We start from the raw sequence: 16,831 nt of genomic DNA, 5'->3' as shown, positions 1-16,831 counted from the left end.
TTGTAACAATTTGTGCGCATAGGCTTAGGATTACTGCGGATAGTATGTTTTGAATGCTATTGTACCAATGTTTATCGCGCTCATTAGAAACGGCGTGAAGCGACTGTCATCTTATTATTATATACATATATCCGTGCAAGACGGGGATGACGGTCTGACCTGTGAAATACCGCTGCCAGAGCGGTCCACAATTCATATAAGGCAGATTTTTTCATTGGTTATGGATTATGATTTATTAGTATCCGATAGTCAGGGATATAGTAAATTCGAATATAAAAATATCTATATTTATTGATAAAACAATATCTTTTTAAAAATTAATAACCCTCACCCCTTCCAACTTCTCAATTATAAATCAGAAGATTACAAATGAAACTTGGCTTCATACTATGGTTTTTGGGAGGCAAAAATGGCCATTTTCCGGGAGGATTCACATGGTGTTTAATGCACATATAAGGAGATGAATTATCCATCCTGTAAAGGGCTTCAGCCTATTCAAATATATTTTTTATTTTATACAATAAAGAGACGGGTATTCAACGTTATAGCTATCCTTGTCGCGTACACGAAAGCTGAGGTTATCCACAATTTAACCCTTAAAAACAAGCATTATTGTGGATAACTTTACAGGGAGTACTTGTACGCATATTTTGAGTAGTACTTTTTTCTTAATATTATTTTAACTGATTATGATAGATATTGAGGGTTTACAGGTCAACAAAAGTCATTGACATTCATCGATGGATTGGCCGTAAAACGCCTTTTATGATGGCATGCCCTCCTTACTATTATTTCCACTTTTTGAAGGCATGTCTGTACCCTTTCCCAAAAATGTAAATAAGGCTACTTCGTCTAAACTTTTCATCGGCTTCAGACAGGAATCTGCCATATTCAAACAAATCGCTATATTTACTTATATAAAGGTCCCCGCTTATGCTGAGAGTAGCAGTCAGCGCGGTAACAGGGAGTAAGTACATGCACACCTTTTTTTGAGTACTAGCGCTTATTTTATATATGACGACGAGCATTAGTTGAAATCGCACCCGTTATTCTATACATATTTACGCCACTGGAAAGACCATTCCCATATCTTCTACCTGAAAAACCATGTTTAAACAGCTGATGGAGGCTGGATGCACGACGGAAAACTATGCCATCTCGTGTATCTGCATCTACCGCTAACTTCTTAATATTAACCAAATTAAAATGCACACGACCATTCCATTCTGTTGTTATAACAAGCTCTACTCCGCTGCCCGGAGGCCCGTTCCGTATGTCATATGTGAAAAGTACCCGCTTTATGTATGGGCATTGTAACTGTTTACAATCTTACCTGTATATCAACCTGCAAACACTTTTCTGATGAATACTGCAGTCTATAAAATTTTACTTGTAGATGAGGACCAGGTATTTGTGAGACAGACCCGGCAGTTATTGATTACCCAATCTTATGATATTTACACAGCTTCCTCAGAAGAAGAAGGAATCATCATCTGTCAGCAACAACAACCTGACCTTATCATCTGTGGCGCCCACCTGCGAGGAACAGGCGGACACCATTTTATCATGGCACTAAGAAATGATCCTGGATTTGACCATATTCCCCTGATCTTCATAAGCGTAAAAGATAACAAACAGGAGATGCGTATGGCGATGAACCTCGGCGCAGACGACTATCTGGCAAGGCCCTTCAGAAAAAGGGACCTCCTGCTCAGTATCCGTTCCCGTCTCGGCAGATTCGCTAAATTCAATCATGTGCACACACCGGATGAAACAAGAAGCGTTTCCCTGGCCAACTCAACTACTGCGCAACAGGCACTTTATCACCGTCTCGGTAAAGCTGAGAACCGCATCATTAAAATGATTGCGGAAGGAAAAAGTACCAAGCAGATGGCAGACGAACTCAATGTGAGCATCCGTACGATCGAGAATCACAGGTACAGGATTGCGGGCAAACTCGGCATCGCCGGCCGCAATGCACTCACCGAATTTGTAATAAGGAACATCATTCAACAGCAACAAAAGCAGTAAGAATGATTGTCAATTACGATTTAGGAATTACGAATCAGGAACTAAAATAGCGATGGTCATTCGCCAGTTTAATTGTGTCAGATACAATTTTGCCTTTCAAAATAAGCTGCCAATTTGTATTTTGTAAGACCACTCAAAGAACCCAATTCGTAATTCCTAATTTCGTAACTCCTGATTGACAATGCCACGGCCCACCTTTCTTCTTGCAACGGTCATTTTCCTTAACATTCACCTTGTGACTGCACAGCAGTTCACCATTGAAGCTGTCACCAGTTATCCCTGTCCCTCAGAATTAACCAGTGCTTCAACCGGCACCGGTATTGCCTGGGCGTTCAATGAACAGGGAAAAAGGAACGTGTATGTGGCCGCCGGCCCTGATTTCTCTCCGCGACAACTTACTGCATATCCCCACGACGATGGTCAGGAAATAACTGGTCTTTCTATTTCCGCCGGCAGCCAATGGGTTGTGTATTGCCGTGGTGGAGATCACAGCGGAAAAGATGGCAGTAATCCGGTCAATCCAGCCCATCTGCTGGTACCGCCTAAAACGGAAATATGGTCTGTTCCCTTCGCCGGTGGCCCCGCAAAGGTCCTGTCTGAAGGTGATTACCCGGTGATATCTCCCCGGGCTGACAGCGTCGTGTTCATCCGGAACGGACAGGTATGGATCGTTCCTGTTGATGGTACCGCGCCTGCCAGAAACCTGTTCTCCGTAAAAGGGAACTGTCATAGCCTGATATGGTCACCCGATGGTACCGCACTCGCTTTTGTGGCCAATCGTTCGGATCATGCTTTCATTGGTATATACAGGAACGCCTATACGCCCCTGCAATGGATAGCACCGGCCTTCTCCAAAGATGCCTCTCCCCGTTGGTCTCCCGACGGGAAGCGGATCGCTTTTGTCCGTACTCCAGGTGCAGGTGGTATACCAGATTCCCTGCTCGTACGCAAACACCAGCCATGGGCCATCTGGACAGCCGATGTCAATACCGGTGAAGGAACATTACTATGGAAAGCACCCGCTACGCTCGCCGGTTCCATACCGACTACAGATGGTGGAACCAATCTGATATGGCCCACGCCTGACCGGATCGCATTTCTGTCATACCATGACGGATGGCCACACCTTTACTCCATCAACAGCAAAGGCGGCGCTCCCCTCCTCCTCACACCGGGCAACTTTATGGTAGAGCATGTCGATATGACACCTGATGCGAAATGGTTAGTATTTAGTGCCAATACGGGTACTGATACGACGGACACCGATCGCCGGCATATCGCACGTGTCCCCGTCGATAAAGCAGCCATGGAGCTATTGACAACTGGCAAGGGTATAGAAACCTATCCCGTAATAACAGGTGATGGTAATACACTGGCGACGCTTGCCGGTAATGCGCAGCAACCGGTATTACCCGCCATCATGCCTTTCCGGAAAGGGGTCCCCGCCAGTATCTGTACATCCCTGCTACCAGCCGGCTTTCCACTGGCACAACTGGTCAGCCCGCGTCAGGTTTCCTTCAAAGCACCTGATGGTACAACCATACACGGACAACTATTCGAACCGGCAGACAAAAAAGGTATACACCCCGCGATTGTATATATACACGGTGGTCCGCAAAGACAGATGTTATTGGGATGGCATTACATGGATTATTATGCCAATGCATATGCTGTAAATCAATATCTGGTCAGTCAGGGCTTTATTGTACTCTCTGTTAATTATCGTCTGGGTACCGGTTACGGATATGAATTTCATAAACCACCGCATGCCGGGATCAATGGCGCAGCAGAATATCAGGATATAAAAGCTGCAGGTGAATGGCTGGCAGCACAACCCACTGTTAATCCGAAGAAAATAGGCGTTTATGGGGGTTCCTATGGGGGGTATCTGACTGCACATGCGCTGGGTCGCGACTCCCGGTTATTCGCCGCAGGCGTAGATATTCATGGGGTACATACGCGCACTGAATTGCTGCCGCCACCATCCTCCACACCCGCACCTGATGCTGACACAGCAGAAATAGTCGCATGGAAATCCTCTCCGGTAGCTTATATAGACACATGGAAATCCCCCGTACTCATCATTCATGCCGACGATGACCGCAATGTTGCTTTCACCCAAAGCGTTGACCTCTTCAAACGGCTGGAATCCAAAGGTATTCCCTTCGAATACCTCGCTATCCCGGATGATACGCACCACTGGATGAAATACAGCAATGCCGTTATGGTCGATAAAGCGACGGCCGCGTTCCTGATAAAGCAATTAAAATAAACAGCTGACGCTTTTCCTATCTATGTAACTGACATTGCCCGGGGCGGGTATCGTCCGATTGTGTCCCATTGTGCGCTTTTTTTTCGCTTCATACCCTTACTACGTCGCTACTATACCGACACCCCTTCCTTGCTGAACGGACGGATAACGGCATACTACCGGCGCAGTAAGGGTCTAATGGTAGAAATAAACCGGAAATAGTGGAAAACACTAGCTTTTTGCCGGCATCAGGTTGGTAGCAATACCAATCCGGTTCCACGAATTAATAGCGACTGCCGCCAGCATTACCTGAGCAGTTAATTGCTCTCCCAATACGGCTATTGCTTCATTATAGGTCGCTTCGCTAACATGGTGACTGATCAGGGTTACTTCTTCTGTCAATGCCAGAATTGCCCTTTCTTCGCGGGAAAAGAAAGGGGTCTCTCTCCACGCATTCAATGCATAAATACGCTGCTCCGTTTCACCGTATTTACGGGCATCTTTCGTATGCATATCGATACAATAAGCACATCCATTGATCTGAGAAGCCCTTATCTTGATGAGTTCTTTGTGCAGGGGTTCAATCTTCGTTGTCTGTAAATACTTTTCCATTGCCAGTAATGCTTTGTAACCTTCTGGTGCTACTTCGGGCATATTGAAACGTGTTTGCATAATTTTGTGTTTTTGTTGACACAAAGTTGAAGCAGCTGCAGCTGGAAAAAGTTAATCAAGTTCAAGAAAAGAACCGTCAGATTTTCTTAGCTCTGATCTTACTCAGAAACTCGGGGGTAAAACCCAGATAAGAAGCCAGCATATATTGGGGAATACGTTGCAGAAATTCGGGGAAAAGGTCACTGAAGTGGTTATAACGCTCTTCTCCGGAGAAATCATAAATATAGCGGATACGCTGCACAGAGGCCGCATAGGCTCTTTGCAGCACCAGTCTGAAATACCGCTCCATCACCGGCACCCGTTGAAACAGGTCTTCCTGTACTCTTTTATCCAGTACTGCTATTTCAGAGCTTTCGACAGCCTGAATAAAATATTCGGAAGGCGCTCTTCTTTCGAGACTGTCATAGTCTGTAATCCACCAGTTATCAATAGCAAACTGAATGGTCTGCTCATTACCTTTTTCATCAATATAATACCTGCGGAAACAGCCCTTCAGAATGAAATAATTCGCATTACACACCGCATCCTGCCGAAGCAGGTGTTCTTTCTTTTTTACCTGCTGATACTGCATGATGGAAAGAATCGCTTCTTTGTCTTCTTCAGTCAGTTCGACAAACTTGCTGATATGTGTGATGAGCCTTTGCATACACAATATTACACCAAAGAAAGGAGGCTCCGAAACGGAGCCTCACATTGTCAGTATTTTGCCGGTTGTCCTTTAGCCGGTATTGATTGGAGAATAAATTTGCGGAGATTATCATTTGCCGCAGCCAGATCATCTTTTCGCAGATACATCATATGGCCACTGCGATACCCCTCCCATTTCAGTCTGTCTTTCAGTTTGCCACCCGGATCCAGCTGCCACATGCTATATTTCGCATTGAAATAATCACAGGCGCCGTCATAATAACCCGATTGGACCAGCAGATGCAGGAATGGATTCTGGGCAATCGCCTGACGCAGGTTCTCGCCGGTCTTGTTATCCTTTGAATCCCACGGGAACACAGGACCAAACATATTATATTTCAGATCCGTTTTATAATTCAGTTCATCGCGCAGATAAATCTGGATCGCCGGTGTAAACGCCTGTAACCATGCTGTCAGTTCTGCATTATAATCAGGGCTGGTACCACCGGTCTGTCTGTCTATACCCCTGTAACGGGAATCCAGACGGCCCACTGTAAATCCCTGATCACGCAGCAGCTCCTTCCAGAAAAGATTAGTGGATACATCCAGATTATTCTCCTGTACCACAATTTCTTTTAAACCGCTGTAACGGGCTACTCTGGCGCCAATACTTTTACGCTGCGTCTCATCCAGTGAACCACCTCTTGACAGTGCAGGAATCAGTTCGTTGATGGTAAAATTCTCTACTTCCGGCAGCACTTCATTCAGATCTTTCTGCTGCAGATCGGCCGGCAATTTCTTATGATACCACGCAGTGGCTGTGAAATAAGGCAGCTTCAAAGCCGCATCCAGCGGACCATTCCTGTCTATACCCAGTTCCGTCGGAGATACCAGAATCACCCCATTCAGGTACATCCATTGTGCATCCTGCAGCTCTAATGCCAGACCTGATACACGGGTTGTACCGTAGCTTTCACCAATCAGGAACTTTGGAGAAGCCCAACGGCCTTTACGGGTCACAAAGGTGTTGATCCATTCTGCCAGATACTTTATATCAGCATTCACCCCATAAAACTTATTACCCGGAACGTCTTTATGCACCGGACGGGAATAACCTGTACTCACCGGATCTACGTATACGATATCTGCAATATCGAGAATGGACTGTGGATTATCGCGCATTCCAAACGGCTGTACAGGATATCCTTCATCGTCTATATTCAGGATACGCGGACCGGTATACCCTATCTCCATCCATACGGATGGGGTACCGGGACCACCATTGAAAGAAATCACCAGCGGACGGCCGGATTTATCTTTCACATCCTCTCTTTCGTAGTAAGTATAAAATACACCTGCCAATGGCTTACCCTCTTCATCCCAGATCGGAATGCTACCGGCAGCAGCGGTATAAGGTACGCGTTGTCCTTTGATCGTTACTTCATGTCTGGTAACTACAGCAGAGTCAATGGCCAGTAAACGGGAAGGCGAGGGTTTCATCTGCGCCTCAGAAGTCTGGGCAGTCGCCTGTGTAAACACAGCGCCTGCCAGCAGCAGGGGCAGTAAGATTTTGCTGATCATAAACTGATTGATAAATGGTTCTGCCGTAAATATAATATATCACCACTTCTCCTTCTGTTATTTTAGGATAAAAGGAGAAATGCCATCAAAATACGGGCAGAAACACATTATTCAGCTAATGTCCACACAGACACGGAGCCTGCGGCACAAAGAAAATCAGCCCATCCTTCTTCATCTACCTCAATCTCCTCCTCCCGTTTGCCGAGTATATCTTTAAACCGCTTTCCGGCATAACGTTTTCCGATCTCCATATGCTTATTGCCTTCCTCTCCGTTAGAGATCACTACCGCACAACCGGTATGCGCATCATCTCCTTCACGTGTCCAGCCAATACAGTTGGCGTGATCAAAATAATCGCGTTGTACACCATATGCGTGCTGATCTCTGGCAGGAATCAATAATTCCAGCCCTTCCACCGGCACCAGTTCTATCTCTGTATCCTCACCTTCCTTGTTCTTATCTGTATATTTTGCACCATACAGATCAGGATAGAAACACAGGGATAGCCATGCTCGCGCAAGAGGATCAGAGCATAGGCAATCGGTTTGAACCAATAATCCACTGTTGCTTCCAGAGCCTGCAAAGGCTGGGTATCATGATTGCCGATTACTGTGACTGCCAGAAAAGGCTTAGCCTGCACCAGTGAACCGTCAAATATGGTCCTCATATCATAATCTTTCCCCTTCAAAGAAGCGTCAAAGAAATTATGATGAAGGGAAGCATCGAATAAAGACATCTTACCTTCCGTAGCTTCGATATACTTTAACAACAGGTCCAGCTGACCGGGCGCCCAGTATTCTCCTACTGCAAACAACTCCCTGCCGGTGTATTCACGCATCTGATCCAGCCATTCGTTAAAGAAAGAAGGAGTAATATGTTTCACTGCATCCAGCCGGAAACCGTCGAATTTAACAGCATTGTAATACCACTCTCCCCATCTTCTGAATTCTTCCCTGACAGCAGGATTACGGAATTCTATGTCAGCCCCCATCAGATAGTCATAGTTGCCTTTTTCCGTGTCTATCACTTCTTCCCATCCTTCACCATATTCATTCTGTATCGTGAAGATGCCTTCTTCGTCGCTGTTACTGATATGATCAATGCCGGTGAAGCACTGGTGATCCCAGACAAAATCAGAGTGAGCGCCTTTACGCCCCGGAAAAGTAAAACGGGTATAAGCTTCTACTTCCATTGGTTCAGAAATAAACTCGTTCCTGTTTTCGGAGTCAACCTTACGTACTGTTATTTTCTCTGTTTCGTCTCCACCCATCAGGTGATTGGCTACCACATCTACGTAAACCTGCATACCGCTCTCGTGAATAGCTTTAACAGCAGCTTCAAACTCCTCACGGGTACCATAACGGGTACGAACTGTCCCTTTCTGATCAAATTCCCCCAGATCATACAGGTCGTACACATCATATCCACGGCTGCTGGTACCATCTGCACCTTTATAGGCAGGTGGCAGCCAGATGGCATTGATACCCATGGCAGCCAGTTTAGACGCTTCTTTTTTCACTGTATTCCATAAACTTCCATCCTCTGGCGTATACCAGTGGAAGTACTGCATCATCGTACCGTTTTTCATATAAAATTTATTGTAGTTTTTGAGGAAAGACCGCTGATGCTGATACAAACCACATGCCACCACAATTACAGGATGATGATATCGGCTTTCCGGGAAGCAGGAGTCACTTTTAGTACGGTCGCCTTACCATTGACCACCTGCCCTTCTATAATTGTATTATAGGGCGCATGGAGCTTAAAAACAGCATTCCATGTTGCCGGCCACGCGGGTAGCAGATAAATCTTCTTTCCATCGGTCTGCAACAGCATTTCCTGTAAACCGCTCATGGCCGAACCTCCCCAGTTGTGGTCTGGCGTCCAGTCAAAACCGGGGCCCCAGAAGGCCGGAAAACGATGGGGGCCATCGGCAAATTTCAATTGGGTATAATGGGATGCTTCTGCTGTAAGGCCCAGACGGGCAGCAAAAATATTATACTGACGCCAGCCAACATGGCTACGGTATTTCACTACATGTGGATCATATTCCCATGTATTACGCGCAATGTCCAGTCCCGGTTTCCCCATTCCGTATATTCCCCACGGGAAAACAGGGTATAACTGTGGCGCCTCAGAATTTTGTACCCGCTCCCAGACCTGTGCAGGCGCAATCGTCTGATGGCCTTCAAACGCCGTCAGCGCAATCGGAGGAATCCTCTCTTGCAGCTGCAGCAACTTTTTACTGCGGAGGGTATCCTGCTGGTTTTCCGGTAATGCCAGCATCCTTTCCACAATCACCTTTAAAGCGGCGATCACAGTGGTGGAGTTGTAGGCCATCTTGAAAGTTTCTGCTGCGGATGTGGGGAAAAGAATATACTGTCCCTGCTCATTCAGCTCACGTACCCCTCTCTTTCTGGCCAGTTGCCGGTAATGTTCATCATAGAAAGTCAGACAACTTTCTATAAATGCAAGATGTTCCGGCTGACTGACACCGGTGTAACTGTTCACCTCCAGCATCATCAGACAAAATTCAAATACTGTCTCCCACTGATATTCCAGCCATGCATTATATTCTACGCCGGGATCAGCACCCGCAGGTCTTTTCAGCTCGTATTCGAAAATATTGGGCAGGCCAAAGTTTTCAATCTGCTCCGTAAAACAGGCCCCTGCATGTTGCCAGTAGGTAGCGCTGCGCAACTCCGCATTCCGTTTTGTACGCAGATAAAAATCAAACTGGGCTTTCATCATATCGAAATCGCCGCTCCTGAGAAAGGGGTAATACACAAGCCGCTGATTCTGCGCCGTCATAGTACCACCACCCCACAACCGGAAATCAGGCGAAAAATGCAAATCCTCGTTTACATAACGTGGATCAAATGTGAATAAGCCCCCATTGAATTTAGTAGGCCATTGCCCATAAGCATTACATCCCAGCATATACCGGAACAACTGGTAATTACGACCGGCTGTGACAGCTGCGCTATCTTTACTATCGATAGTAATATAACTCCTCTCCCAAAAGTCCTTCCACCACTGTATTGTTTTACGACGATCGGCCAGCACATTCCTTTCTGCCTGCAGCATGGTCTGTTGTAATGCCTGCATCCATGTATCCAGACTTTCAGCCTGTGCAACTTCCAACCCTATCATCAGCTGTTGCCTGCGTACCGGCTGTTTACTTTGCAAAGACCACGCATAAAAAGCTGCATCTGCATATTTACCGGAGTCCACACCCGCCGCTATCATCTGCACTCCACGCATGATACCCCCGAAGGTATTATTGCGCAGCGGATCATATAGTTCCCCCTTTACGGCATTCATTCCTTCATGATCTACGGTATAGTTAAAGATGTCCTGTACATCTGCACGGTTACGATGATAGAACAAGACTTCATTACCCCGGAAACTGATATCATCTTTATAGGTGATCACCGGGAAAGATTGTAAACGTTTGTAAGAGTTTGTTCTGCATTCGCGGTTATCCGTGATCAGGTGGTCCTGATATCTCCACGACTCGTAAGTGGCGGTTACCTTCACCGGCGTTGTATGCTTTACATCCACATGGATGACAGGATGAAATACGTCTACCCAGATATCTATATCGGTATTTGCATCACGGATATTGACATAGCCCTGCTGTAATTTCAGTTGTTGTACAAATCCATCACTGCTGACAGGGCCGGAAGATAATTTTATTCTTACCCTCCCCTGTTTTAACATGGCATTGTTTTCATCAAAGGTTCCGCTACGGGATATATAAAACAGCAGATCACCCTGTTCCACCCATACATTCAGCCCGATATCCCCACCTCCACAGGGCATAGATTCACCCGCATGCAGGCTTTGGGAATTCCAGCTGACATCATAGCGGGATACAGTGTTAAGTTGCGCAACAGTCCGCTGCATACAGCCAACCACTAACACTGTCAGCAGCGCAATGGTGCGCGATATATGCCAGTCTTTCATCTTATACATGGAACGTGGATCTTTAAGTCCTATAAAAATAAGGTGTTATAATGACAATTAACAGCTATCGGATTTTAATATTGTTTTTTCAATAAAACGTTTAGATTTGTATCACTTTACAGACCTACGCTGAAACCTCGCAACGTGTTTCCACTGTTCATCCTAACATAGGAATAACCATTTTTCAGGTATACTTTTTCAGGTTTTATCAACATACTCCATTCTGATTTTTATGACAAGTAGTACACAACAACTTGCCGGCAGAAAGATATTGTTCGCAACGGTATCAGGCGACAAATATATTCACCCCCTCACTGGTCTGGCTAAATACTTGCAACACGCAGGCTGTGATGTAAGATGGTATGCATCGAAATGTTATACGCAACTGTTCCATCAGTTAATGATCTACAATTATCCGTTGAAAAGAGCAAATGATATCAATAGCCGGAATATAAATGACATGTTACCCGAACGGAAAAACATCAGTAACGAAGCAGCGCGTATGAATTTCGACATGTTACATTACTTTATACTTCCTGCCACGAAATACTATGAAGACATCCGTGATATACGGGACATTTTTCCATTTGATATGGTGATCACCGACTGTATGTTTAGCGCCGGTCCGATTGTACGCAACAAACTGCATATTCCTGTGCTGACTTTCGGTGCTACCTCTGCCGGGAAGGAAATACGGGCCACCAATATTATACACAAGTGGCTAAGTGCAGTACAATTGACGCTTGCCTCATTTATAGCGGACAAGATACTATTCAATAAACCTTTCCGTGTGTACAGGGATATATGCAGCCGATACGGCATTCAGCAGAAAGGGAACAACTTTTCCGACAGCATCGCTCTGCATGCTGACCGGGTTTTACAGGCGGATGATCCGCTTATGGTAAATGCCGGGTATGTTGCAGAATTGCTAAAAATATAGGCGGAGACCTCCGTTTTATAAGATTTTATCTATATTTCTGCTCTGTTTCAGCAATGGAACAGAGCTTTTTTTGTTAACAGGACAATACCCATATTTAGTAAAAGTAGTTGCATGCATAAAGTATTTATCACGGCTACCGGAAAATTTTTACCCAATACATCTATCCCCAATGAAGCGATGGAAGACTATCTGGGCAAAATTAACGGCCAGCCATCCCGTACCAAAGATATTTTCCTGAGAAAGAATGGTATCAAATCACGTTATTATGCGCTCGATACTCAGCAGCAAACCACTCATCAGGCGTATGAAATGGCGGCCAAAGCTATCAATGATTGTCTGGAAGGCGCTGCTGCCGGCAAACAAAATATAGACTTCCTCAGTACTGCCACCACGCAGAGTGATCTGCCCGTACCGGGTTTCGCCAGTATGGTACAGGGAGAAAGTGGCATTGGCACCTGTACACTTGCCTCGCATCAAAGCGTTTGTGCTGCGAGCATCATGGCCATACAGAATGCTTATATGCACGTACAGGCAGGTCAGTCACGTAATGCTGTATCCTGTGCTGCAGAATTGCCCAGCAGAATGTTCAAAGCTTCCCGCTTTGCAGGGCAATCCATTATTGGTACAGACGCCGCATTACCGGCGGATATCGATTTCCTCCGCTGGATGCTGAGTGATGGTGCAGGCGCTATGTTATTACAACCTGCTCCTTCCCGTACAGGAGTATCGCTGGAAATTGAATGGATCGATCTTCGCTCTTACGCAAACCAGTACGAGCTTTGTATGTACACAGGTACCAACAAACAGGCCGATGGCAGCATCAGCAAAACCTGGCTGGATTACGAGAGTATGAGTGCGGCCGATAAAGATGGCGCTGTCAACCTGAAGCAGGATATGCAACTGGTGGATAACATCGTCAAACTGGGTATTCAACGCTTCTTTGAACTGGTGGATGAAAAGAAGATCACACCTGCGACTATTGACTGGCTGGTGTGTCATTATTCCTCTCATCACTTCAAAAAACAGATCACAGATCTGTTGGAGAAAGGCGGGGCAGATATTCCCGCAGATAAATGGTTTACCAACTTATACACAGTTGGTAATATCGGCTCTGCTTCCATATTTGTTATGCTGGATGAACTGCTACACAGCGGCAAACTGAAACATGGTCAGCAGGTACTTTGTATGGTACCGGAAAGCGGCCGTTTCATCACCGGTTATATGATGCTGAGAGTAGTGGCTCCGGCAGCTCCCGGTGTAGTTACAGAAGACATCGCCACGATAAAGGCACCTGAGATCAGAACACAACAGAAACCTGTTCAGGAATGGCTGGTAAGACAGCTGACCGGCGTATGGTTTGACTTCGAACGCTCCCTGCAACAAATACCGGTCGTAAAGAAAATATTCAATGGTCAGCTGACACTGGAAGAATACAAACGACTGCTGCTGAACCTTCGTCAGCAGGTAATTGACGGTTCGCAATGGATCGCGCGTGCAGCCTCTAATGTCAGCATGCAATACTTCCACGTACGATCTTCTTTTATCAGACACTCTTCTGACGAGCACCGTGATTATCAGATACTGGAAAAGAACTATATTAACTGTGGCGGGAATGAAAAAGACCTGTATACAGGTGAAAAGAATATCGGTAGTGAAGCGTTAAGTGCTTACATGTTCCAGCGGGCCAGCCAGCCGGACCCTTTTGATCTTTTAGGTGGTATGTTTATCATCGAGGGACTGGGCAACAGGGTATCCGGCAAATGGGGACGCGCTATTCAGCAACAGCTGCAACTGAATGCGGATCAGGTATCTTTTTTCATCTATCATGAAAGCAGTGACAGCAACGACAATCATTTCGAACGTTTCGAGAATGCCATACAGTCTGACCTGCTGACGCAGGAAATGGCGCAGAAGATTGTGAAAACGGCAAAAGTAGTAGCAAGGCTCTATCGGATGCAGCTGGAAGAACTGGACAATTTCTAACAAAGATATTCACATGTTACATACTAAAGAGTACTATGAGCAGATGCCGCATGACACGCGCAATCCGAGTCACTGGCATGCGCTCTTCCTTGATAAAAGCATCCCTTTCAATCCGGATGCAAAAGCTGCTTTCCTGTACGACTCCTCTACAAAAAGCCGGCAATTCCTTTATCCGGTGATAAAAGCCTTTGCAAGGATCAGCATTGTGCTGATGCAGGTCTTTAAGATCTTTATCCCCAATCTGATCAACGCGCCCAAAATGCTGCATAAGAGCCTTTTCTGGGGCATGAGATACTTTATCACCCCGGAGGCCAACTTTTTGATCTTACGGCATTTTACCTCGGTTCTGAGGTTTTACGCTTTATTAAAGACAATGTAAGTGGAGCAGAAAACATTCCCATGAATCCACTGAAGCCGACAGCGGTGAGTCATGTTAAGGATAACCTCTTTCTGGAACATGACCTGAACCTTTATAACTTTATCATTAATCTGAATAAGGCAATTGATGAGAAAGGGATAAAGGTCAGCAAACAGGAAAAGCCTGATTTCAGTGCTATTTCCACTACGCCTATCCCTTTTGAGCAGTTCCGCCACCGGTGGACCAACTTCATTGACCTTGGTACAGCAATAGAGATATTCACACCGGTGTATCAGTTCTTCCTGACAGACGCCGATTTCTGGCGGGCCACCAACTCACTCCAACTGGATGAAGTGATCGGCATCTATGCAGCGACGATTATGGATTGTCCGGAAAAACTGACGGCACTCAATAACAAACACCCGATGATACCATTGCCTATGGCAGGAGCGGCATTCCGGTTGTTATTGCATGGATTTTCTACGGAAGTACTGCATGCATTACTGGTACAGGCTAAACTGGAACAGCAGCGACAGGCATTGTTAGTAGATGTCAAATAATTTTTGCTGAGGAGGTTGTTTCCTGTTTGCGTCAGGAGATAAACTATTTTCCAGCTGCAAAATCTTGGATAAGGGTGGTTTAATGGTGAATATACCAGTAGACTGCCCTTTTCTTATGCCCCTGACAAAACAATAAATCACACCACCGAATTGTGTTTCGTAGTCAAATGCATGTAAGCGGCTTTCGAGGTATTTCTTAGCCGCCAAAGTATAGATCAGGTATTGCAGGTGATAGTTATTTTCGTTCATCGCTGCGGATACGGCTGCGGGGTATAATCTTCCGGCGTTCCTCCGAGGTAGTTGGATTTCCAGTCGAGGATATAATACCTGCCTTCATGCTCAAAGAAAAGGTCCATTTTCCCATTCATGATCCCTTCCAGTTCACTGCTACCCTGTTCATGAAAACGACGCACTACCACACTCGTCCTGTCATCAGAAAGACCATTCAGCATATCGGGAAAAAATGCAGATACCGGGAAATCAAATTCAAATTCGGGAATACGTTTATGCCAGATGATAGCGGCCAATGGGAATGTGTGGCCATCCACCGTAATATCTGTCTGTAACACATGTTCCAGCAACTGCTTTAACATAGGTCCATACAATTCCTGTTGTCCCGGTACAAACGACGGATTGTTTCTGTGATCCATTTTTCCCAGCGACTATCCTCTGAGAAATTGATATTCTCAAACAGGAAGTGTAACAGATTACCTGTCTTGGCGCCACGTTTTAAGGTATGGAAAATAAAAGTCTCGTAAGGGTCTTCCTGTTGTGAGGCCCTTGTCCGCAGATTGTGTTCTGCCTTTGCCGCCAGCATGGTATAACTCATCTTCCGCCAGTTCTGTTCTTTCAGCACAAACCTGACAGGCAGATCGGGGTTAACCGGTGTGAGTGCTAAGATCTTATTGCTGACCTGCTGTTCAGGTGCTACCGGAATCCCTTCTTCAAAACGGATAATATCGGAAGAAGGCGCTGCTGCTATCAGTGCCTCCAGGAAGGTCAGTAAGGTAGATTTCTTATGATAGTTATTACGGAACACAAAACACTTATACACACCCCGGGTGATCGCCACATATAACAGACGTCTGTTTTCCTGTTCGGCCTGCCGTGCGTAAGAAGCCTGCTGTTCATCAGTCATACGTTTCTTTTCCACACCCACATAGTCTCCCGTCAGCGGATCACGGAAGCTGAAGAACTCTATATATTTGTTTTCTACAAAATCGAGATAAGGCGCCATCACAATTTTGTATTCCAGTCCCTTACTCTTATGAATGGTTACGATATTTACGGCTTCTTCGTCACTTTCCATACGCTGCTCATACTCGTCCCCTTCTGTAGCCATGCCGTCAATACCGCGTTTAAGCCATGATACCAGTTCTGTCATAGACAGGTTTTTACGACTCTGGATCTGATGCACCAGTTCCGTCAGCTGGAAGAGATTTGATATGATACGTTCCCCACTTTCTGTATGTGCGTGCAACAACACATTGCGCACATTGAAGTCGGTCACAAAATCCATCATCGCGGTGTAAATACCATCCTGCTGCCATCTGTTCTTATAGTTACCGAATAAGCCCAACGTTACCTCGTCATCCAGCGTCAGTACAGATTCCAGTTTCAGGCCTGTAAAAGGCGATAACAGGGCACGGTTGATAGAAGACCTGTCGGGAGCCAGCATGGCTTCCATCAGGTATAACAGATAAGTGGCTTCTTCTGATTGTAAGACTTTTGCATCATCCACGGTAACTGCAGGTACCCCCAATTTCGCCAGCTGTGCTTTGACCTCACGACCTTGCCGGCCGGTACGCACAAGGATACCGATATCAGATGGTTTTACGGGACGACGTCATCCTCATCAC

13 protein-coding genes and 1 pseudogene are annotated in these 16,831 nt (G+C 45.8%); 5 read left to right on the top strand and 9 right to left on the bottom strand.

Features of this window, described 5'->3' with window-relative positions; translation table 11 throughout:
* Positions 1–1,362 precede the first annotated feature (1,362 nt).
* On the top strand, positions 1,363–2,031 hold the full coding sequence (locus FEF09_RS19050; RefSeq protein ID WP_012789848.1) for a response regulator transcription factor: 669 nt from the start codon (positions 1,363–1,365) through the stop codon (positions 2,029–2,031).
* Between the two features lie 235 nt (positions 2,032–2,266).
* A complete protein-coding gene (locus FEF09_RS19045) occupies positions 2,267–4,303 on the top strand; it encodes a S9 family peptidase (RefSeq protein WP_222597037.1) in 2,037 nt (678 codons plus the stop codon).
* A 210-nt stretch (positions 4,304–4,513) separates the two neighbouring features.
* Here FEF09_RS19045 and FEF09_RS19040 read toward each other — a convergent pair whose 3' ends face one another.
* From FEF09_RS19040 to FEF09_RS19020, 6 genes are all read right to left on the bottom strand, one after another.
* Complete coding sequence (locus FEF09_RS19040) at positions 4,514–4,954, bottom strand: carboxymuconolactone decarboxylase family protein (protein WP_146306591.1); 441 nt, start codon at positions 4,952–4,954, stop codon at positions 4,514–4,516.
* Positions 4,955–5,030: 76 nt separating this feature from the next.
* Positions 5,031–5,600, bottom strand: coding sequence for a Crp/Fnr family transcriptional regulator (locus FEF09_RS19035; RefSeq protein ID WP_146306590.1), 570 nt, complete (start codon positions 5,598–5,600; stop codon positions 5,031–5,033).
* Positions 5,601–5,650: 50 nt separating this feature from the next.
* Positions 5,651–7,162 (bottom strand): S10 family peptidase, encoded by a 1,512-nt coding sequence (locus FEF09_RS19030; protein WP_146306589.1) that lies wholly within the window; start codon positions 7,160–7,162, stop codon positions 5,651–5,653.
* A gap of 107 nt (positions 7,163–7,269) precedes the next feature.
* The gene (locus FEF09_RS33265; RefSeq protein ID WP_261387599.1) at positions 7,270–7,578 is read right to left on the bottom strand and encodes an alpha-amylase domain-containing protein; all 309 of its coding nucleotides are present in this window, start codon (positions 7,576–7,578) and stop codon (positions 7,270–7,272) included.
* Positions 7,579–7,589: 11 nt separating this feature from the next.
* Positions 7,590–8,750 carry an alpha-amylase gene (locus tag FEF09_RS19025; protein ID WP_261387598.1) on the bottom strand — a complete coding sequence of 387 codons (1,161 nt, stop codon included), beginning with the start codon at positions 8,748–8,750 and terminating at the stop codon, positions 7,590–7,592.
* Positions 8,751–8,815: 65 nt separating this feature from the next.
* Positions 8,816–11,140, bottom strand: coding sequence for a DUF5703 domain-containing protein (locus tag FEF09_RS19020; RefSeq protein ID WP_146306588.1), 2,325 nt, complete (start codon positions 11,138–11,140; stop codon positions 8,816–8,818).
* A gap of 223 nt (positions 11,141–11,363) precedes the next feature.
* Here FEF09_RS19020 and FEF09_RS19015 point away from each other — a divergent pair, with 223 nt between their 5' ends.
* The 3 genes and pseudogenes from FEF09_RS19015 to FEF09_RS34845 all read left to right on the top strand — a co-directional run bounded on the left by FEF09_RS19015 (position 11,364) and on the right by FEF09_RS34845 (position 14,972).
* A complete protein-coding gene (locus FEF09_RS19015) occupies positions 11,364–12,071 on the top strand; it encodes a glycosyltransferase family 1 protein (protein WP_146306587.1) in 708 nt (235 codons plus the stop codon).
* A 111-nt stretch (positions 12,072–12,182) separates the two neighbouring features.
* Positions 12,183–14,054, top strand: a complete 1,872-nt coding sequence (locus tag FEF09_RS19010) for a beta-ketoacyl-ACP synthase III (RefSeq protein WP_146306586.1) — start codon at positions 12,183–12,185, stop codon at positions 14,052–14,054.
* A gap of 13 nt (positions 14,055–14,067) precedes the next feature.
* Positions 14,068–14,972: pseudogene (locus FEF09_RS34845) on the top strand (DUF6999 family protein).
* Here the strand turns inward: FEF09_RS34845 and FEF09_RS19000 are convergent.
* From FEF09_RS19000 to FEF09_RS18990, 3 genes are read right to left on the bottom strand one after another with little or no spacing between them, the layout of a single operon-like run.
* Entirely contained in the window at positions 14,955–15,221 is a 267-nt protein-coding gene (locus FEF09_RS19000) for a hypothetical protein (RefSeq protein ID WP_146306585.1), read from the bottom strand. The pseudogene FEF09_RS34845 and the gene FEF09_RS19000 sit on opposite strands and share 18 nt — an antisense overlap.
* Complete coding sequence (locus tag FEF09_RS18995; RefSeq protein WP_146306584.1) at positions 15,218–15,565, bottom strand: hypothetical protein; 348 nt, start codon at positions 15,563–15,565, stop codon at positions 15,218–15,220. Before FEF09_RS18995 ends, FEF09_RS19000 begins: the two co-directional genes overlap by 4 nt.
* The gene (locus FEF09_RS18990; protein WP_261387603.1) at positions 15,559–16,788 is read right to left on the bottom strand and encodes a 3'-5' exonuclease; all 1,230 of its coding nucleotides are present in this window, start codon (positions 16,786–16,788) and stop codon (positions 15,559–15,561) included. The genes FEF09_RS18995 and FEF09_RS18990 overlap by 7 nt, the downstream gene beginning before the upstream one ends.
* Between the last annotated feature and the right edge of the window lie 43 nt (positions 16,789–16,831).

Origin of the sequence: Chitinophaga pinensis (assembly GCF_007896845.1) — a bacterium.
GTDB lineage: Bacteria > Bacteroidota > Bacteroidia > Chitinophagales > Chitinophagaceae > Chitinophaga > Chitinophaga pinensis_C.
This window is presented reverse-complemented; position numbering and strand designations above follow the sequence as displayed.